This is a genomic window from Comamonas sp. (genome assembly GCF_009360615.1).
Lineage (GTDB): Bacteria > Pseudomonadota > Gammaproteobacteria > Burkholderiales > Burkholderiaceae_C > Comamonas.
The window spans coordinates 1-20,062 of the sequence record NZ_SPEY01000052.1; the positions used below are offsets into that span (position 1 = coordinate 1).

At 63.2% G+C, this 20,062-nt stretch carries 17 protein-coding genes; 10 read left to right on the forward strand and 7 right to left on the reverse strand.

The genetic code is table 11. The features are described from left to right. A partial coding sequence (locus tag E2583_RS15310; protein ID WP_291597074.1) for a 2Fe-2S iron-sulfur cluster-binding protein occupies positions 1-195 on the reverse strand: 195 nt, incomplete at its 3' end. A gap of 158 nt (positions 196-353) precedes the next feature. Here E2583_RS15310 and E2583_RS15315 point away from each other — a divergent pair. The 4 genes from E2583_RS15315 (at position 354) to E2583_RS15330 (ending at position 5,006) form a co-directional block, all read left to right on the forward strand. Continuing rightward, positions 354-1,526, forward strand: a complete 1,173-nt coding sequence (locus E2583_RS15315) for a helix-turn-helix domain-containing protein (protein WP_291597076.1) — start codon at positions 354-356, stop codon at positions 1,524-1,526. Between the two features lie 345 nt (positions 1,527-1,871). Beyond that, positions 1,872-2,492, forward strand: a complete 621-nt coding sequence (locus tag E2583_RS15320; RefSeq protein ID WP_291597078.1) for a TRAP transporter small permease subunit — start codon at positions 1,872-1,874, stop codon at positions 2,490-2,492. A 19-nt stretch (positions 2,493-2,511) separates the two neighbouring features. After that, positions 2,512-4,353 (forward strand): TRAP transporter large permease subunit, encoded by a 1,842-nt coding sequence (locus E2583_RS15325; RefSeq protein ID WP_291597080.1) that lies wholly within the window; start codon positions 2,512-2,514, stop codon positions 4,351-4,353. 101 nt (positions 4,354-4,454) lie between these two features. After that, positions 4,455-5,006 carry a hypothetical protein gene (locus E2583_RS15330; RefSeq protein WP_291597081.1) on the forward strand — a complete coding sequence of 184 codons (552 nt, stop codon included), beginning with the start codon at positions 4,455-4,457 and terminating at the stop codon, positions 5,004-5,006. An 85-nt stretch (positions 5,007-5,091) separates the two neighbouring features. Here the strand turns inward: E2583_RS15330 and E2583_RS15335 are convergent, their stop codons facing one another. The 5 genes from E2583_RS15335 to xseB form a co-directional block, all read right to left on the reverse strand. Beyond that, positions 5,092-6,174 carry a TRAP transporter substrate-binding protein gene (locus E2583_RS15335; RefSeq protein WP_003069176.1) on the reverse strand — a complete coding sequence of 361 codons (1,083 nt, stop codon included), beginning with the start codon at positions 6,172-6,174 and terminating at the stop codon, positions 5,092-5,094. Positions 6,175-6,360: 186 nt separating this feature from the next. Then, positions 6,361-7,443, reverse strand: coding sequence for a TRAP transporter substrate-binding protein DctP (gene dctP / locus E2583_RS15340; protein ID WP_291597084.1), 1,083 nt, complete (start codon positions 7,441-7,443; stop codon positions 6,361-6,363). Positions 7,444-7,657: 214 nt separating this feature from the next. Then, positions 7,658-9,529: a 1-deoxy-D-xylulose-5-phosphate synthase gene (dxs, locus tag E2583_RS15345; protein WP_291597085.1), complete on the reverse strand. Its 1,872-nt coding sequence runs from the start codon at positions 9,527-9,529 to the stop codon at positions 7,658-7,660. A 66-nt stretch (positions 9,530-9,595) separates the two neighbouring features. Beyond that, positions 9,596-10,537, reverse strand: coding sequence for a polyprenyl synthetase family protein (locus tag E2583_RS15350; RefSeq protein WP_291597087.1), 942 nt, complete (start codon positions 10,535-10,537; stop codon positions 9,596-9,598). Between the two features lie 37 nt (positions 10,538-10,574). Further along, the gene (gene xseB / locus E2583_RS15355; protein ID WP_291597089.1) at positions 10,575-10,814 is read right to left on the reverse strand and encodes an exodeoxyribonuclease VII small subunit; all 240 of its coding nucleotides are present in this window, start codon (positions 10,812-10,814) and stop codon (positions 10,575-10,577) included. Positions 10,815-11,243: 429 nt separating this feature from the next. On the opposite strand from xseB, the gene E2583_RS15360 reads away from it, so the two are divergent. The 5 genes from E2583_RS15360 (at position 11,244) to flhC (ending at position 15,962) form a co-directional block, all read left to right on the forward strand. After that, entirely contained in the window at positions 11,244-12,383 is a 1,140-nt protein-coding gene (locus E2583_RS15360) for an aromatic ring-hydroxylating dioxygenase subunit alpha (RefSeq protein ID WP_291597091.1), read from the forward strand. 83 nt (positions 12,384-12,466) lie between these two features. Then, positions 12,467-13,381 carry a DMT family transporter gene (locus E2583_RS15365; protein ID WP_291597093.1) on the forward strand — a complete coding sequence of 305 codons (915 nt, stop codon included), beginning with the start codon at positions 12,467-12,469 and terminating at the stop codon, positions 13,379-13,381. A 202-nt stretch (positions 13,382-13,583) separates the two neighbouring features. Continuing rightward, a complete protein-coding gene (locus E2583_RS15370) occupies positions 13,584-14,495 on the forward strand; it encodes a sulfurtransferase (RefSeq protein WP_291597095.1) in 912 nt (303 codons plus the stop codon). A 550-nt stretch (positions 14,496-15,045) separates the two neighbouring features. Further along, on the forward strand, positions 15,046-15,372 hold the full coding sequence (flhD, locus tag E2583_RS15375) for a flagellar transcriptional regulator FlhD (RefSeq protein WP_003069145.1): 327 nt from the start codon (positions 15,046-15,048) through the stop codon (positions 15,370-15,372). A gap of 38 nt (positions 15,373-15,410) precedes the next feature. Further along, positions 15,411-15,962, forward strand: coding sequence for a flagellar transcriptional regulator FlhC (gene flhC, locus E2583_RS15380; RefSeq protein WP_291597098.1), 552 nt, complete (start codon positions 15,411-15,413; stop codon positions 15,960-15,962). Between the two features lie 227 nt (positions 15,963-16,189). On the opposite strand, the gene ppc is transcribed toward flhC, so the two are convergent. After that, a complete protein-coding gene (ppc, locus tag E2583_RS15385) occupies positions 16,190-19,039 on the reverse strand; it encodes a phosphoenolpyruvate carboxylase (protein WP_291597100.1) in 2,850 nt (949 codons plus the stop codon). Between the two features lie 78 nt (positions 19,040-19,117). Between ppc and hemC the strand changes: the two genes are divergently transcribed. Next, the gene (gene hemC / locus E2583_RS15390; RefSeq protein ID WP_291597103.1) at positions 19,118-20,062 is read left to right on the forward strand and encodes a hydroxymethylbilane synthase; all 945 of its coding nucleotides are present in this window, start codon (positions 19,118-19,120) and stop codon (positions 20,060-20,062) included.

Sequence of the window (20,062 nt, forward strand, 5' to 3'; positions counted from 1 at the left end):
CTGCACAGCCAGCAGGGTGCAGGACTTGATGGCCTTTCCATTGACCAGCACCGTGCAGGCTCCGCACTGGCTGGTATCGCAGCCCACGTGGGTGCCCGTCAGGCGCAGCTGTTCACGCAGCGCCTGCACCAGCAAGGTATTGGGGGGGACGTCAATGCTGGCCGCGCGGCCATTGACCGTGAACTGAACATTCATCGTGATGCCTCCTGCCTGAATCCGAAGAACTGGGTAACAAAGCACAACCACATCCTCAATGGTGGACAGTTGCCGCGATGGCAGGCGCTAGGGTTGACCCCCAAGCCAGGCGAAACACGCACAGATATTCTCAAAATGAAACACTGTCCGGAGTCCGCATGTCGCCCGCCAGCCCCGCCACTTCCGCGCAAGCCGCAACCCGCCCGGGTGCAGGCCATTCACTGATTGCCCTGGCCCGGCAGCAGTTGCTGTCGATGGATTCGTCTCACGCGCTGGCACCTTCGGGCCTGACTCCGTGGCTATGGCGCTCCTGGCAGCGCTGTCTGGCGCAAGGCCGCCATCCTGCACACAAAGTGGAGTTCGAGGCCGTCGGGCCCCATGCGCTGCGCCATGCCCAGGACAGGCACCAGCGACTGCTTCAGGCCGCACGACCCGTCATGACCCAACTGGTCGCAGCCGTGGGCGCCATGCGTTACTTCTGTCTGCTGACCGACGCACAGGGTGTGGCACTGGAGGTGCAAGGTCCCGTCGACCACAGCGATCTGCGCGCGCTGGCCGTGGGCCGTGTCGGCGTGGATCTTTCCGAACGTGGCGTGGGCACCTCCGCCATCGGCGCAGCGCTGGCCGAACTCGCCCCGGTGTGGCTGCACAGACAGGAGCATTTTTTCGACGACCTGCGCGATTACAGCTGCGCAGGCGCGCCGGTATTCGGCCCTCAGGGAGAATGCCTGGGCATGCTGGATATCACAGGCATTGATGTGCCCGAGCGCCCCGAGCTGATGCTCCTGGCGCTGCGCTGCGCACGCGCCATCGAAGACCGGTTGCTGCGGACGCTGCCTCATGCCCTGCTGCTGCGCGTGAACTGGCCTGGCGGGCCTCTGGGCCAGGAAGGTGAAGGCCTCATGGTGTTTGACGCCGAAGGCCGCCTGCTGGGCTGCAATACCGTCGCCAGACAGCTGGTGCCACGCCCTTTGCAGGCCCCCGGCGAGGACGCACTCCTCCAGAGCCATGAGCTGTTGGCCCTGCCCTGGAGCCATCTGATCGGACATGCGCGCCAGCGGCCCGAGGCGCCGCTGCAGCTGCCGCTCTGGTCGGGCCTGCGCCTGCTGGCGCTGGCGCAGGCCGGCCCTCTGCTGCAGCCCCCCCCCGTGACCGCTTCGGGAGCCGCCCACCAGGGAAACTCTGCCAGCACCATGGCCAGACCGGTACGCACCAGCGAGCTGCTGCTGATTCAGCAAGCCATGCAGGAGGCGCACGGAAATGTAACCGTGGCTGCCCGAAACCTGGGATTGAGCCGGGCCACGCTCTATCGCCGGCTGTCCAGCAAATAGCAGGCATGGCCACCGCCTCGACGCGTGTGCGGCTCTACGGATTTGCCCTAGTTCCAGTGTGCAGACAACCTCCACGACAGCAGGCGCACACTAGCGCAAGAATCCTTGACCATCCCAAAATACCTCAATAAAACAATCACCTGAACGGCACCAGTCATCCCCTTCCTGCTATCGTGCATATAGCAGGCATCACTGACGCTCGGGCGCCACAACTGCGTGCGTATTTGTAAAAAACACCATACCTGCGTCCGTAGAATCTCGAGTTCGGTTCAAAAACTCAGATCGCCCTGAGGCTTACCAGCCCCCACAGCGCGACGCATACACGGCCTACTTTTTGGAGACACCATGCAGGCTCTTCTTGCCCTGTCCAGGGCGATCGACAGGCTCAACGCCTTTGTCGGCAAATATTCAATCTGGCTGATATTTGCCGCCACCTTCATCAGCGCCGCCAACGCCATTGTTCGCAAGGCCTTTGACCACAGCTCCAATGCCTTTCTGGAAGTCCAGTGGTATCTGTTCGCATGGTCGTTTCTGATTGCGGCGGGCTACACCTTGCTGCATCGAGAGCATGTACGCATCGACGTGATCAACAGCCGTCTGTCCAAGAAGGCGCAGGTCTGGATCGACATCATCGGCTTTGCCTTCTTTCTGACCCCGCTGTGCCTGACCATTCTGTGGCTGAGCATGCCGGTGGTGATTCAGATGTACCAGTCCGGCGAAATGTCGGGCAACCCCGGCGGACTGATCCGCTGGCCCGTATGGACAGCGATTCCTGTGGGTATCAGCCTGCTGCTGCTGCAGGGAATCTCCGAGCTGATCAAGCGTATTGCCTTCCTGACCGGCGACGGCCCCGATCCCATGGGCAAGCTCAACGACAAGAGCGCCGAGGAAGAGCTGGCCGAGGCCCTGCGTGCCGAAGCCGATCGCAAGCAGGCTGAGGCGCTTGCCGCCCAGGCCAAGGCATAACGGTAGCGGGAGACAATCAATGGAATTCATCGCTACCAACTACGCCCCCATCATGTTTGCGGGGCTGATCTGCTTTCTGCTGCTGGGTTTCCCGGTGGCCTTCAGTCTGGGCGCTGCGGGCCTGGCCTTCGGATTTCTGGGAATCGAGCTGGGGGTCTTTCCCTCCTCCGTGATGGCCTGGCTGCCTCAGCGCCTGATCGGCATCATGGCCAACGACACCTTGCTGGCCGTGCCCTTCTTCACCTTGATGGGCCTGATCCTCGAACGCTCCGGCATGGCAGAGGACCTGCTCGACACCGTCGGCCAGGTGTTCGGCCCGATCCGCGGCGGACTGGCGCTGGCCGTGATCTTTGTGGGCGCGCTGCTGGCCGCGACCACCGGCGTGGTCGCCGCTTCGGTGATCTCCATGGGACTGATCTCCCTGCCCATCATGCTGCGCTACGGCTATGACCGCCGCCTGGCATCGGGCGTGATTGCAGCCTCGGGCACGCTCGCGCAGATCATCCCGCCCTCGCTGGTGCTGATCCTGATGGCCGACCAGCTCGGCAAGAGCGTGGGCGATATGTACAAGGGTGCCTTCATCCCCGGCTTCATGCTCATGGGCCTGTACGTGGTCTGGGTGGCATTCCTGGCCATCTTCAAGCCCCATGCCGTACCGGCACTTCCGCCCGAAGCGCGTATCTACCGCGAGCCCAACGGCAACTCCGGCTACACCTCGCTGGTCGTGGTGATGGGCCTGTCCACCATCGTGGCCATCATCCTGGCCAGCCACATGGCTGACCTGCACACCTGGTGGCAAGGCAAGGAGGTCACCGATGTCGCCACCGACGAGAAGATCGTCACCGCCATGTGCGGCGGCACCTTCATCGCCTTCGTGATCGCCTCGCTCAACCGGATTCTCAAGCTGGGCCTGCTGTCCAGGCTGGCCGAGCGCGTGACGTTTGTGCTGATCCCGCCCCTGCTGCTGATCTTCCTGGTGCTGGGCACCATCTTCCTGGGCATCGCGACACCGACCGAGGGTGGAGCCATGGGTGCCATGGCAGCGCTGATCATGGGTTTTGCCCGCCGACGCCTGAACATGGACCTGCTCAGGCAGGCCCTGGCCTCGACCACCAAGCTGGCCAGCTTCGTGATGTTCATCATGATCGGCGCCACCACCTTCAGCCTGGTCTTCCAGGCCGCAGATGGCCCCAAATGGGTGGAGCACCTGCTGACCAGCCTGCCCGGCGGACAGGTGGGCTTCCTGATCGTGGTCAACATCATGATCTTCTTCCTGGCCTTCTTCCTGGACTACTTTGAGCTCTCGTTCATCGTGGTTCCGCTGCTGGGCCCCGTGGCCGAGAAGATGGGCATCGACCTGATCTGGTTCGGCGTGCTGCTGGCCGTGAACATGCAGACCTCGTTCATGCACCCGCCCTTCGGCTTTGCACTGTTCTTCCTGCGCTCCGTCGCTCCGGACAAGCAATATGTCGACAAGGTCACGCACAAGGTCATCGACCCCGTCACCACCATGCAGATCTACAAGGGTGCCGTGCCCTTTGTGCTGATTCAGCTGGTGATGGTGGGGGTGCTGATCGCCTTCCCCGGCATCGTGACCGGCGCGCTCGACAAACCGGTGGTCGTGGACATGAACAAGGTGGGCGACGAGATGCTCAACCAGCTCAACGATGCGGGCGGCGGCTATGGTGCAGACAACCCCTTCGGAGCGCCTGAAGGCGGTGAGGAAGGCTCTGCTGCGCCAGAGGCCCCTGCCGATGGCAGCCAGCCTGCTCCGGCCGCGCCCGATGCGGGCGGCTATGGCTCGGACGACCCGGCCAAGGCCTTGCAGGATTCGCTGAACGCAGCGCCTGCAGCCAAGTAGATCCGCAGCCTTCAGGCACAGCCCCGACTCGCCAGAGCCGGGGCTTTTTCATGGATCAATGATTGATGGGCGATGGGTTCACCCCCTTTCCGTCAACCACCATGACCATCACCGAACTGCTGACGGCCATCCGTCAACCCTATGCAGATCTGCTGTCTCAGGCAGCCCGTGCCCAGGAGTCTTATGTGGAGCCGGCCTATCGCAATAACGATGGAATGCTGGCAACCGAGGGAATATGGGACCTGCCCTGCCGGGCCGATGTCATCCGCATGTCGGAAGACACCACCGAAACGGTGCAGGTGGATTCACAGACACGGCTCAAGTTCGAGCCTGTTCATTTTCACCTTGCCGACTGCGCGATGGAGCTGCACCCCCTTGTCTGGGACTGGCTGTCCCTGGAAGTGCAAGGGCTGCCACAAGAGCAGGCTGCCCAGGCGCTTGCCGACTGGTTCATGGACTGGTTTGATGGGGATGATGCAAACGAGCCGGATGAGGCGGGGCTTCAGCAAGTCGTTCACTTCATGTCGGACCCGCAAGTCCTGGCAGAAGGAGTGGGAGCGACCATCGATCTTGGCTCTGCACCTGTCGAAGCCGTGGAGGACTTGCTGTTTGCGCTGTCCGATGCGGGCGCTGACAGGGTCAGACTGGCATGATCTGCAGGCATGAAAAAACCGCAGCAAGCTGCGGTTTTTTTTTGCAGCCGGCGCATGACGCCGGCACTCTGGAGTCTGAGCGCAATCAGATCTTGGCAGTCGCCATGTACTGATTGAAGGGGTACTCGGAGAAGCGGTTCCACAGGATCTGGTCGCGCTGGAAAGCGCGCATGTCCTGGTGAATCTTCTTGAATTCGGGCGACTTGGCTTCGTGCTCTGCAAACACTTCCATGGAGGCCTTGAAACCGGCGTCCATCAGCGGCTTGGGGAACATCTTCAGCTGGGTCTTGTTGGCCACCAGGCGCTTGATGGCCTGAGGATTCAGCACCTGGTACTTGCTGGTCATGTCGGCTGCAGCCACACGGGTTGCGGCGTCCAGGATCGCCTTGTTCTCGGGCGACAGCGCGTTGTACTTCTTGATGTTGATGAAGAACTCCAGCTCGGCAGAGCCTTCCCACCAGCCGGGGTAGTAGTAGTAGGGCGCAACCTTGTTGAAGCCCAGCTTCTCGTCATCGTAGGGGCCGACGAATTCCACGGCATCCAGCGTACCCTTCTCCAGGGCCTGGTACACATCGCCGGCAGGCATGTTCTGCGCCACCACGCCCAGCTTGGCCATGGCTTCGCCGAACACGCCGCCACCCAGACGCATTTTCAGACCCTTGAGGTCTTCCACGGTCTTGATTTCCTTGCGGTACCAGCCGCCCATCTGGGTCGTGGTGTTGCCGGCCGATGCGGTCTTGAAGTTGTACTTGGCAAAGAAGGCGTCGAGCAGCTTGCGGCCATTGCCATGGTCCTTCCAGCCATTCATCTGCAGTGCGGTCAGGCCGAAGGGTACGGCGCAGCTGAAGGCGAAGATGGGGTCCTTGCCGGTGAAGTAGTAGGCTGCGGTCTGGGCCATATCGATGGTGTCGCCCTGCAGTGCATCCACCACTCCGAAAGCGGGCATCAGCTCGCCGGCAGGATGAACCGAGATCTCGAACTTGCCGCCCGACATGGCCTTGACCAGCTGCGACAGCTTCTCCGCACTGCCGAAGATGGTGTCCAGCGACTTGGGGAAGCTGGAGGCCAGACGCCAGCGCACTGCGGCCTGGGCGTGAACCGCGGGCGCGGCACCCGCAGCCAGCACGCCGGCAATACCGGCATTTTTCAGAATGGAACGACGATCCACTTTAGTCTCCTTGAGGAACGAATTGGGCTGACACCGACCACTGATCTTTGCCAGCTGGTTTTATGCAACAGGCACAAAATGTACACGAGCCAACCGTTTGGCATACGCTAAAAAGTGACCGTTCGCTTAAGAATTTCTACCTAGTAAGGGGGATACCCGTCGGCGTCCTCGGGCAGCCATCGCTGCTTAAAGACGTACCGCGCTCATATAGCTGGCATAACGGAACTCGGAGAAACGATCCCAGAGCAGTTGGTCGTGCTGGAATCCGCGCATGCTTCTGTGAATTTTCCTGAAGGATGCCGACCGGGCCTCATGCTCGGCCATGGTGGCCATCACGGCCTTGAAGCCCGCATCCATGAGTTCTCGTGGAAAGGCGCGCAGCTGCACGCGCTCGCTGAGCAGCTTCTTGAGGGCTGCGGGGTTGGATGCCAGGTACTTGGCCGTCAGATCCCTGGCGGCCAGTGCCGCTGCCGCCTCCACCATGGCGCGCTGCTCGGTTGTCAGAGCGGCAAAGGACTTGGCGTTGATGAAATAGGCCAGCTCTGCGCCGCCCTCCCACCATCCGGGGTAGTAGTAATGGGGCGCGATCTTGCCGAAACCCAGTTTCTGGTCGTCGTAGGGACCCACGAACTCCACGGCGTCGAGACGACCTTTTTCCAGCGCCTGCTGTGCGTCGCCAATGGGCATGTTGACGGCCTGCACGCCCAGCTTTTGAAGCGCATCGCCCAGCAAGCCACCGCCGGCGCGCATGCGCAGACCGTTCAGATCCTGAACGGTCCGGATCTCCTTGCGGTACCAGCCCCCCATCTGCGTGCCGGTGTTGCCGGCGCTCAGGCTCTTGATGTTGTACTGGGCGTAGAAATCATCCATGAGCTTGCGCCCGCCGCCCCACTCCATCCAGGCATCCATCTGCCGTGCCGTCAGACCGAAGGGTACGGCGCAACCCAGTGCAAAGCAGTCATCCTTGTCCGTGAAATAGTAGGGAGCCGTCAACGCCATTTCGACCACGCCGTTCTGCACCCCCTCCATCACGCCGAAGGCTGGCATCAGCTCTCCGGCAGAGTGCACGCTGACCTCGATCTGGCCGCCCGACATCAGACGCAGCGACTGGGCAAATTTCTCGGCCCCGCCCGAGATCGCGTCCAGGACTTTGGGAAAACTCGTCACCAGGCGCCAGCGCAGCAACTCCTGGCTGCGCACCGCCGGAGCCACGCCAGCTGCCAGTACACCAGCCATGCCCACATGTTTGACGAGTGAGCGACGATCCATGAATATTTCTCCGCTAGTAGTTGTCGATTGCAAAGCCGACTGCGACCGGCTGATCACCGGCCGACAGCCACAGGCATTCTAGGAACGCAGACGCCAGCCGTGTGGCGATTCGCGAATGCCGTCAGTTTTCATGACGGCAGGCAAAGAAAAAGGCCCTTCACAGAAGGGCCCGGTCTCAATCCCTGGGACTGGCACAAACCATGTCCATGGCGCGTCAGCCTGCTGCGGCCAGACGCTTGCGAATGGAGGCCTCGATGCCAGCAGCATCCAGCCCCTGCAGCGCCAGGAGCTTGGCAGGATCGCCATGCTCGATGAACGCGTCGGGCAGACCCAGCTGCAGAACGTTCTTGCTCAGACCGTTGGCGGCCAGGCATTCCAGGACGGCACTGCCGGCACCGCCCATGACACACCCCTCCTCCAGCGTGACGATGAGTTCATGCTCGGCAGCGAGCTTGAGCAGCAGCGCTTCATCGAGCGGCTTGGCCCAGCGCATATTGGCCACGCTGGCATCCAGGGCTTCGGCCGCCTGCAATGCAGGGTACAGCAAGGTGCCGAAGGCCAGAATCGCCACCTTGCCGGAGGACGACTCGCGTCGCATCTCGCCCTTGCCGAACGGCAGAGCGTCAAGACTCTCCAGCGGCGTCACGCCCACACCGGCGCCGCGAGGGTAGCGCACGCAGACGGGGTGGTTCTGCTCATAGGCCGTGGTCAGCAACTGGCGCGTTTCGCGCTCGTCGGCCGGGCAGGCCATGCTCATATTGGGAATACAACGCACAAACGCAATGTCATAGGCGCCGGCGTGCGTGGCCCCGTCGGCACCGACCAGACCTGCGCGGTCCAGCGCGAACACCACGGGCAGGTTCTGCAGCGCGACGTCGTGGATCAGCTGGTCATAGGCACGCTGCAGGAACGTGGAATAGATGGCCACCACGGGCTTGACGCCTTCGCAGGCCATGCCGCCGGCAAAGGTCACGGCATGCTGTTCGGCAATGCCCACGTCGTAGTAGCGACCCGGAAAGCGCTTGTGGAACTCCACCATGCCCGAGCCCTCGCGCATGGCGGGCGTGATGCCGACCAGGCGCGGGTCCTTGGCTGCCATATCGCAGAGCCAGTGGCCGAACACCTGGGTGAAGGTCTGCTTGGCAGGCGTGGCGGACTTGACCAGACCGACTGCCGGATCGAATTTTCCGGGCCCGTGGTAGGCCACGGGGTCGGCCTCGGCCAGCTTGTAGCCCTGGCCTTTCCTGGTGACCACATGCAGGAACTGCGGTCCCTTGAGGCCCTTGATGTTCTCCAGCGTGGGAATCAGCGAGTCGAGGTCGTGACCGTCGATGGGACCGATGTAGTTGAAGCCGAACTGCTCGAACATGGTGGCAGGAACGACCATGCCCTTGGCCTGCTGCTCCAGACGCTTGGCAAGCTCCAGCAAGGGCGGCACCTGCTTGAGAACGCTCTTGCCCACATCGCGGGCCTTGGCATAGAACTGCCCGCTCATCAGCTGCGCCAGGTAGCGGTTGAGCGCGCCCACGGGCGGGCTGATGCTCATGTCGTTGTCATTGAGAATGACCAGCAGATTGGCATCGTGCACGCCGCCGTTGTTCAATGCCTCGAAAGCCATGCCGGCTGTCATCGCGCCATCGCCGATCACGGCGATGGCACGCCGATCCTCGCCCTTTTGCTTGGCTGCCAGTGCCATGCCCAGCGCCGCAGAGATGCTGGTCGACGAGTGGGCCGTGCCAAAAGTATCGTACTCGCTCTCGGCACGCTGGGGAAAGCCGGAGAGGCCGCCGAGCTGGCGCAGGGTGGCCATGCGGTCACGGCGTCCGGTCAGGATCTTGTGAGGATAGGTCTGATGGCCCACGTCCCAGACGATGCGGTCATGGGGCGTGTTGAACACCGAGTGCAGCGCCACGGTCAACTCCACCGTCCCCAGGTTGGAGCTGAGGTGCCCGCCGGTCATGGAGACGCTGTCGATCACATAGTTGCGCAGTTCCGCAGCCAGGGTCTTGAGCTGGGCGCGCGAGAGGCGGCGCAGGTCTGCGGGATCGTTGATGTTGTGCAGCAGGGAAGAATTATTCGTGGACATGTTCTATATTTTTTAAGAGCTGCTAGCCCTTGCCAATATTCGGTTACAGAGCTTTTCCATTCAATCTCAATGGGTGCGCTGCACCACCATGTCGGCCAGTGCCGCCAGGGCCTGCGTGTCCGCCAGCCCGCTGCGTCCCAGCGCTGCGTGCGCCTGACGGCGCAGCTCCTCGGCATGGGCTCTTGCAGCCTCCAGCCCCAGCAGCGATACAAAGGTGGGCTTGTCATTGGCCGCATCCTTGCCTGCCGTCTTGCCCAGCGTTGCAGAGTCGGCCACCACGTCCAGAATGTCATCCACCACCTGGAAAGCCACGCCCAGCGCCTGGCCATAGTCGGTCAGCGCGGCCAGCGCCCTTGCATCGGTCTGCGCATTGCAGGTGGCCCCCATGAGCACACTGCCCAGCAGCAGCGCTCCCGTCTTGAGACGGTGCATCTCGCGCAGCTGTGCCTCGCTCAGCTGCTTGCCGACGCTGGCCAGGTCGATGGCCTGCCCCCCGGCCATGCCCTGGCTGCCCGCCGCAGCGCCGAGCAGACGGCACAGCTTGGCCTGCATGGCACAGGGAATGCCGTCGTCTTCAGGCAGCAGCAGCTCGAACGCCAGCGCCTGCAGGGCGTCACCGGCCAGCAAGGCCGAGGCTTCCCCGAACTGCACATGCACGGTGGGCTTGCCGCGACGCAAGGTATCGTTGTCCATGCAGGGCATGTCGTCGTGCACCAGCGAATAGGCGTGGATCAGCTCCACGGCGCAACCGGCGCGCAGCGTGGCCGCCTCCTGACCGCCCACCGCTTCGGATGCTGCCCAGACCAGCAGCGGCCGCAAGCGTTTGCCACCGTCGAGCACGGCGTAGCGCATGGCCTCGCCCAGGCCCGCCGGAGCACTGATGCCCACCCAGCGCGTCAGCGCCTCTTCGGTGCGTACCAGTCGCTCCTGCATCCAGACGGAAAAATCCAGGGCAGTCCTGCCCTCGCTCAAAGGCGTCGATGGTTCGGCAATCATTGATTCATTCATGGGCTGCATCTTCAAGGCAAAAAGCGGGGACGCCGGGTCAGTCCTGGGTCCAGGCAGACAGCTTGCCTTCGTCCAATACCTTGACCTGCTCCTGCACGGCATCCAGCTGGCTGCGGCAAAAAGCCAGCAGCTCCGCGGCGCGCTGGTAGCCGCTGAGCATCTGCGCCAGCGGCAGCTGACCGGATTCGATCTGCGCAATCAGTTGCTCCAGCTCCTGCAAGGCAGCTTCATAGCTGACAGGCAGTTCAGATTTTGGGGCGGCAGCGGCCTTGGGCATGGGGGTGTGGGCGATGTTGGACGGAAGCGACGATTTTAGGCGTCCCTGCACCATCGGCGTGCAATGCCCGCAAAGCCGGCTGTCGCGGCATGTCTTCGCCGTGATTCCCGCGACGGCCCGTCCCTGCGGTTCCCGCGTTCCTGTCGGCCGGCGAGAGTTTGGGGGTGGATGGCAGCAGGCATGGCCCACCGGCAGATGGACGAAATAACGTCAATACACGTACCAGAAAAACGGAAATAACCCCACAGCTTATAATCCCATTCCCGTCAAGCCGGCCCCGTGCCTGGTCATCCTGGTCGGGCATACGCGTCGGCAGGCCATGTGCCGCCGTCCATTGCCTGAAGCCCATGTCCAGTCAAGGCCGGTTTCGTTTTTTACCGTGTGCGCACGTGCACCCTCCCTGTGGGGAGTCTTTAGGTCAAGTCATCCATGACTGATTTAAGTCTTCAACTGCAGCAGGCCGCAAGCCAACTACCAGTTTCAAGTTATTTCGACGAAGCGCTGTTCCGGCGCGAGTTGGAAACGATTTTCAAGCGCGGCCCGCGCTACGTGGGCCACCAGCTGGCCGTTCCAGAGATAGGCGACTACTACGCGCTGCCTCAGGAGAAAGAGGGGCGGGCGCTGGTACGCAATGCCAAAGGCGAGATCGAACTGATCTCCAACGTATGCCGCCACCGTCAGGCCGTGATGCTCAAGGGACGCGGCAACCTGCTGTCCGAAGGCAAGGGCCATGCCGGCGGCAACATCGTCTGCCCGCTGCACCGGTGGACCTACAACACCAGCGGCGAACTCCTGGGCGCGCCCCATTTCAGCCACGACCCTTGCCTGAACCTCAGCAACTACCGGCTGCGTGAGTGGAACGGACTGCTCTTCGAGGACAATGGACGCGACATCGAGGCCGACCTGGCCGGCATGAAGCTGCGCGAGCAGCTCCAGTTCGACGGCTTCGTGCTCGACCATGTCGAGATGCACGAGTGCAACTACAACTGGAAGACGTTCATCGAGGTCTACCTCGAGGACTATCATGTCGGCCCCTTCCACCCCGGTCTCGGCAACTTCGTGACCTGCGACGATCTGAAGTGGGAATTCGCCAGCGAATACTCGGTGCAGACCGTGGGCGTGGCGCCCAGCTTCGGCAACCCAGGCTCGGACATCTATAAGAAATGGCACGAGGTGCTGCTGGCCTACCGCAACGGCAAGCTGCCCGACCGCGGTGCCATCTGGCTGACCTACTATCCCCACATCATGGTGGAGTGGTATCCGCATGTGCTGACCGTCTCGACCCTGCACCCGCTGGCCGTGGACAGGACGCTGAACGTGGTGGAGTTCTTCTACCCCGAGGAAATCGCAGCCTTCGAGCCCGAGTTCGTCCAGGCCCAGAAGGCAGCCTACATGGAAACATGCATCGAGGACGACGAAATCGGCGAGCGCATGGACGCCGGCCGCAGGGCGCTGTACGAGCGCGGCGACAACGAGGTCGGCCCCTACCAAAGCCCCATGGAAGACGGCATGCAACATTTCCATGAATGGTATCGCCGCATCATGGGTGACAGCGTTCCTCGACCCTGAATGAGGTAACCCTCAAGACTGATAGCTGCTATCGCTTACCTCATAAGCACAGCAGCTATTTTTTATGCTGAATTGAGTGAGATATGCAAGCCCTGTGGATGGTGCTGGCCGCGTTGATTTTTGCGGTCATGAGTGTGTGTGTGAAGTTTGCCTCCCAGGACTTCAATGCGGCAGAGATCGTGTTCTACCGAGGCCTGGTCAGCATGGCGCTGCTGGCCTGGCTGGCCAGACGCAGCGGCGTGACGCTGGCCACCCAGTACACGCGCGAACATGCCTGGCGCAGCTTCGTCGGCGTGATCTCCATGGGAGCCTGGTTCTATGCCATCGGCCACCTGCCGCTGGCCACGGCCACCACGCTCAACTCCATGAGCAGCATCTGGATGGCGGTGTTCCTCATCGCGCAGGGTCTGTGGATGCGCCACACGCTACGCAAGTCCTATGCCGCCGAGCCCGAAACCCGCCGTGCCATTCCACCCTTTCCCTGGGGTCTGGTGTCCACCGTGGTGGCGGGCTTTGTCGGCGTGCTGCTGGTACTGCGCCCGACCAGCGCCCCGGCCAGCGAATGGGTGGCCGCCCTCGGCGGCCTGTTCGGCGGCATGTTTGCGGCCATGGCCTATATGCAGGTGACCACCCTCTCGCGCCTGGGCGAGCCTGAAACCCGTGTGGTGTTCTATTTCTCGGTGGGTTCGGCCATTGCCGGCGGCATCACCATGGCGTTCACCGGCCTGTCGGCCTTTCCCGGATGGAGCGCGCTGTGGCTGCTGCCCGTGGGCGTTCTGGCCGCCGTGGCCCAGGTCTGCATGACCAAGGCCTATGCCTCGGCCGGCAGCAAGAGCAACACCCTGGTCGTCGCCAACCTGCAGTACTCGGGCATCGTGTTTGCTGCCCTGCTCAGCCTGGTGCTCTTCGGTGAGAGCATTCCCCTGATCGGCTGGGGAGGCATCGCGCTCATCGTCGCCAGCGGCGCTGCCGCCACCACGCTGCGCTCCAGGGGCTAGGCGCATCTGCGAACGGGCGCATGCTCCCTTGACCTCGGCGCCCCCGCCTGCGGGCGCGAGCAGGCAGGACCGGCACGGCTGTCCACATCCACGCAATCAAGCCGCTCGATTCCGTTACCCTGGCCTGATCGCATAATGGTTTGCATCACGCAAGGCTGCACGCGGTGCCGTCTGCAACAGTCAATCTTTGGAGCAGCAAGCCATGAATCACTCGACGCCCGAGCATTACAACACCCTGATTACCGTCGAACAGCTGGCCCGGCTCAAGGCCAGCGGCAAGCCCCTGATGGTGTTTGACTGCAGCTTTGATCTCATGAACCCGACTGCCGGGCATGAACACTACCTGCAGACTCATATTCCCGAGGCCGTATTTGCGGACCTCGACAAAAACCTCAGCGCCGCACATGGCGTGCCCGGCGAAAACGGCCTGGTCGCCACCAGCGCCGAAGCGGCCTCGGGCGGACGCCATCCTCTGCCCAGCCGCGAACGCTTTGCGGTCTGGCTCTCCTCCGTGGGCTTTGCCAACGACATGCAGGCCGTGGTCTACGATCGTAATGGCTGCAACTATTGCGGCCGCCTGTGGTGGATGCTGCGCTGGGCCGGTCATGACGCCGTGGCCGTGCTCGATGGAGGACTGCAGGCCTGGCAAGCCGCAGGCCAGCCCCTGAGCAGCGGGGAAGAGCCCGGCCATTTCCAATCCAACTTTGAACTGGGCCAGCCGCTGGAGACGCTCAAGACGGTCGATCAGGTCGAGACCGATCTGGGTCAGGCCACCCAGACCCTCATCGATGCCCGGGCACCGGCCCGCTACCGTGGCGAAGTGGAGCCTCTGGATCCGGTGGCTGGCCACATTCCGGGTGCGCTGAATCGACCGTTCGCCAGCAATATCGCCGCCGACGGACGCTTCAAGCCTGCTGCACTGCTCAAGGCCGAGTTTGAGCAGTTGCTGGCAGGGCGCGATCCCGCCAGCGTGGTGCACCAGTGCGGCAGCGGCGTCAGCGCCACTCCCAATGTGCTGGCCATGCGCATTGCCGGCTTTGCTCCCACGGCCTTGTTTGCCGGCAGCTGGAGCGAATGGTGCAGCCTGCCTTCCCGGCCGGTCGAACGGGGCTGAGCCTGCCGCTTGCCCGCGCATGGGCCACGCTCGTATCCCGGCCCCGCGGGGGCTCGGGCCAGCGTCTCCTCGGCCGGGTGCGACGCGGGGCCGCACCGGTGAGCAGCGTCCGCCGCGGTGCTGCGGGCGCTCGCGGCATCGCCGGTGCCCAGGCCGGCATCTGCATCCGATGCCGTCCGGCAGCCCGGACAAAGGCCGCTATCACCGGGACCCCCGGCCACCTTGTTTCATAGGCGATCAGATACCGAACAAAAAGCCGCCTATTTCCTCGTTTGTCATCTTCCGGACAGATCCACAATACATGCACCAGCGCAATCCGGCCTGATGCAATGTCAGCCCCCACACGGTATCCCGCGTCATCCCGAAGGACGGCAGCATCGTAAGGAAAATCTTACATGCCTGACTGTGAAACCAGACCGGAGATACCGACGCTCCCCGACTTCAGTTCGATCAAGGCTTGAAACACAATTCATTTCAACAGATCGAAACACTTTTAACCTCTTGTTTGTGTGCGCCGTGACGGTCTGTGGAGATTGAAAGGACTGGACCCATGAACAACGAACAACTGCTTGCCGAGATCCGTGAAGCCAACCTCACCTACCTGATGCTGGCCCAGACCCTGATCCGCCAGGACAAGGCCGAGGCCGTGTTCCGTCTGGGTCTGAACGAAGAGTCCTGCGACCTGCTGGGCTCGCTGTCTTCGGCCCAGGTGCTCAAGCTGGCATCGCGCAACACCTTGCTGGCCAGCTTCCGCGCCGATGACGAAATGGTCTGGAGCCTGCTGACCAACCACAGCAGCAACAAGATCGGCAACGCCGCCACCAATACGCTGCACGCCAACATCCTGATGGCCAGCCGTGTCTCCGAAGTGCTCTGAGCACCCGCTAGCGACTACCTGGTTTTAAGGAGAGATAGATGCCCGCCGCCAAGACTGCCACCAAAAGCGTTCTGAACGAATCCAAGCAAATCGAGCGCGCCGCCATGCTCATCGAGATGGGCGCCCGCATGCAGGTGCTGGAGTCCGAGACCACGCTGTCTTACGAACGCCTGATCCGGCTGTACAAGGAAATCTCGGGCAAGTCTCCCTCCAAGGGCCAGCTGCCGTTTTCCACGGACTGGTTTCTGACCTGGCAGGAAAACATCCACAGCTCGCTGTTCCTCAATATCTATGAATACCTGTCCAAGGGCGTGGAGCTGGACTCGGCCGAGCAGCTGACCAAGGCCTACCGCCTCTATACCGAGCAGATTCAGGCCGCCGACCTCGAGGTCCTGCTGTCCTTTACCCGCGCCTGGCGCCTGGTGAAGTTTGTCGATGCCCAGATGCTGACGCGCACCCAGTGCTCGGTCTGCAAGGGCCAGTTCGTGACCGAGCCGTACGAGAATGCGCGCCACTATCAGTGCGGCCTGTGCAATCCCCCCGCCCGCGCCGGCAAGAGCAAGGCGGCTGGATCATTGATGCTTCACTAACCCCCTGAGCGGCTGCGCCGCTTCGCATCTCTCTTCGGGAGGGGGACGGCAGCCTCGCTGCGCGGCGGCGCTTGCTCGCGGCCTCCCGCATGGGGCACGCCGGTTCTAACGCTCAACTTTCATCACCATTGGCGCCATACACAAAAGGGTTTGAAGCATGTATCGGCTTCAAACCCTTTGTTCATAGGCGCAAGAAGCTCCTGATTAAGGAGCTTGCACAACCTGCCTCAACCCGTGTTGCGCACTCCGGCGGCAATGCCGTTGATGGACAGATGGATGCCGTTCTTGACCCTGTCGTCGGTCTGTCCCGCGCGCCAGCGGCGCACCAGCTCCACCTGCAGGTGGTTCAGAGGATCGATATAGGGGAAGCGGTGGCGGATGGAACGCGCCAGCGCGGAGTTGTGCTCCAGGCGCTGCTTGTCGCCCGTGATCTGGTTGAGCGCCTCCACCGTGCTCTGCCACTCGGCCTCGATCGTGCCGAAGATGCGGCGACGCAGGCGCGTGTCGGTCACCAGTTCGCTGTAGCGCGAGGCCAGGTTCAGGTCGCTCTTGGCCAGCACCATGTCCATGTTCGACAGCAAGGTACGAAAGAACGGCCACTGGCGGTACATCTTCTGCAGCAGCGCCAGCTGCGCCTTGGCATCCTTGCCGGGGCGGTGGATGAAAGCCTGGATTGCCGAACCGAAACCGTACCAGCCCGGCAGCGTCAGGCGGCACTGCCCCCAGCTGAAACCCCAGGGAATGGCGCGCAGGTCCTCGATGGCCTGGGTCGCCTTGCGCGATGCGGGGCGCGAACCGATGTTGAGCTCCGCGATCTCGCGGATCGGCGTGCTGCTGAAGAAGTAATTCGTGAAGCCCGGAGTCTCGTAGACCAGCGCGCGGTAGGCCTTCATGCTGGCCTCGGACAGAAACGCCGCCGCCTCCAGGAACGCCTTGGTCGCCGGCTTGGTGGGCTGCAGCAGCGTGGCCTCCAGCGTGGCGGCCACCAGGGTTTCCAGATTGCGGCGCCCGATCTCGGGGTTGGCATATTTGGAAGCGATGACTTCTCCCTGCTCGGTCAGGCGGATCTGACCGCGCACCGTGCCCGGAGGCTGCGCCAGAATCGCCTGATAGCTGGGGCCGCCGCCACGCCCCACGGTGCCGCCGCGGCCGTGAAACATGCGCAGCCGGATACCGTAGTGATCGGACAGATCGTCGAACAGGTCAACCAGCGCAATCTCGGCCCGGTACAGCTCCCAGTTGCTGGTGAAGATACCGCCGTCCTTGTTGCTGTCGCTGTAGCCCAGCATGATGTCCTGCTCGCCGCCGCTTTTTCGGACCAGCTCGGCAATGCCGGGCAACTGGTAATAGCGGCGCATGATGGGCGCGGCATTGCGCAGGTCCTCGATGGTCTCGAACAATGGCACCACGATCAGATCACACTGCGCGCCATCCTGGAGCGTGCCACGCAGCAGGCCCACCTCCTTTTGCAGCAGCAGCACCTCGAGCAGATCGCTGACGGTCTCGGTGTGGCTGATGATGCAATGGCGGATCGCCTCGCCGCCCAGGCGCTCGCGCAGGCGTCTGGCAGACTCGAAGATGGCCAGTTCGCTGCGCGTGTGGTCGCCGTAGTCGCCGCCCATCACGCGAAGGGGGCGTGCGTCTTCGAGCAGGCGCACCAGCAGCGCACATTTGGCGTCCTCTTCGAGAAGGCTGTAATCGAGCTCGACCTTGGCGACCGAGAGCAGCTCGCGCACCACTTCTTCGTGCTTGTCCGAGCTTTGGCGAAGGTCCACTGTGGACAGGTAAAAGCCAAAGACACGCACGGCACGCATCAGCGGGCGCAGGCGCTGCGGCGCCAGGGCATCGCCGTGGTAGCGCGACAGCGAGTCGTCGATGATCTGCAGATCGGCCAGGAACGCCTCGGCAGAGGGATAGGCATTCTGGGGCGCCACGGCATGGCGCGCCGCCTCGCCGCCCGTGAGCTGCTTGAGCGTCGCGGCCAGCCGCGCATAGATGCCGGTCAGCGCCCGCCGGTATGGCTCGTCGCTGCGGTGCACATTGTGGTCAGGCGAGGCATCGGCCAGCGCCTGCATCTCGGGAGTGATATCCACCAGATTGGCCGACAGCGACAGCTCGCCGCCCAGATAGTGCACCTCGCGCAGATAGTGGCGCAGTGCCACGTCGGCCTGACGCGTCAAGGCCAGCTCCAGGCTCTCGGCCGTCACAAAGGGATTGCCGTCGCGGTCGCCGCCAATCCATTGCCCCATGCGCAAGAAACTCTGCTCTGGCAGCTTCTCGCCCAGTTCCTGCTCCAGCTGCTCGTAGATCTTGGGGATCTCCTGCAGGAACGTGGCCTCGTAATAGGACAGGGCGTTCTCGATCTCGTCGGCCACCGTGAGCTTGGAATGGCGCAGCAGCCGCGTCTGCCACAGCTGGGCCACGCAGGCACGCAGCTGCGCCTCCACCCGCGTCAGCTCGCGCGGGGTCAGCGCATCCTTGGCGCTGTTGTAGAGCTGGGCGCGCATCAGGATGTCGTCGCGCTCGGCCAGCAACTGGGCAATACGGCGCTCGGCCGTCAGAATGCTCTGGCGCTGCACCTCGGTGGGGTGGGCCGTGAGCACGGGCGAGATGAAACTCCTGGACAGCGTATGGACCACCGTGGCCGTCGAGATGCCGGCCCAGCGCAGGCGCGCCAGCGCCACCTCGATGCTGCCTTCCTGGGTGTTGCCGGCGCGCTCGTGCACGGCGCGGCGGCGGATGTGATGGCGGTCCTCGGCCAGATTGGCCAGGTGCGAGAAATAGGTGAAGGCGCGGATCACGCTCACCGTCTGGTCGCTGGACAGGCCCTTGAGCAGCTTCTTGAGCGCCTTGTCGGCCGCTTCGTCGGCATCGCGGCGGAAGGCGACCGAAAGCTGACGCACCTGCTCGACCAGCGCGTAGGCCGACTCGCCTTCCTGCTCGCGAATCACATCGCCCAGAATGCGCCCCAGCAATCGTATGTCCTCGATCAGCGGCAGATCCTTGTCGATCTTGCGTGCCGGCTTGTCGCCATGTTTGTCTGCATGTGCGGCGCTCTTGGGGCGGGCGGAAGGCATGAACTATTCTCCTTGGGCACGGTGTAGGGCAACTTGCCATGCTAGCATTCCCCGTTACCCGCTCGAGACCGCGTCGTCATGAAATTTTCTGCATCCTCCCCCGCATCCATCGTCATTGCCACACGTGAAAGCCAGCTGGCCATGTGGCAGGCCGAGCATGTGCAGGCGATCTTGCGCGGGCGCGGCCACCGCGTCGATCTGCTGGGAATGACGACCAAGGGCGACCAGATTCTGGACCGCGCCCTGTCCAAGGTCGGCGGCAAGGGCCTGTTCGTCAAGGAGCTGGAAGTGGCCCTGGAGGAAGGCCGAGCCGATCTGGCCGTCCACTCCCTGAAGGACGTGCCCATGGAGCTGCCCGAAGGCTTTGTGCTGGCCTGCGTGATGACGCGAGAAGACCCGCGCGACGCCTTTGTCTCCAACCGTTATGCAACGCTGGAAGAACTGCCCCAGGGTGCGGTGGTCGGCACCTCCAGCCTGCGCCGCCAGGCCCTGCTGCAGGCGCTGCGCCCCGACCTCAGGATCGAGGCCCTGCGCGGCAACGTCAACACCCGCCTGCGCAAGCTCGACGAAGGCCAGTATGACGCCATCGTGCTCGCCGCCGCAGGCCTGATGCGACTGGAGATGGGCGAGCGCATCCGCGCCCGCTTCGACCCGGCCCAGATGCTGCCTGCCGCCGGCCAGGGTGCCTTGGGCATCGAGGTGCGCGCCGACCGGCAGGACATCATCGATGCCCTGGCTCCGCTGGCCCATATGCCCACATGGCTGACCGTGACCGCCGAGCGCGCCGTCAGCCGCTGCATGGGCGGCAGCTGCTCCATGCCGCTGGCCGCCTATGGCCGTTTTGAAGGCGACACCTTGCACATGGATGCAGCCTGGGGCGATATGGAAGGCAGCAAGGGCCTGGTGCGCGTGCAGGCCAGCTCCATCGTCACGGACTTTGCCAGCGCCAATGCACTGGGTGAACAGCTGGCCGTTCGGCTGCAAGCCGCGGGTGCAGTGCCTGCGGCGCACAAGCAGGACTGA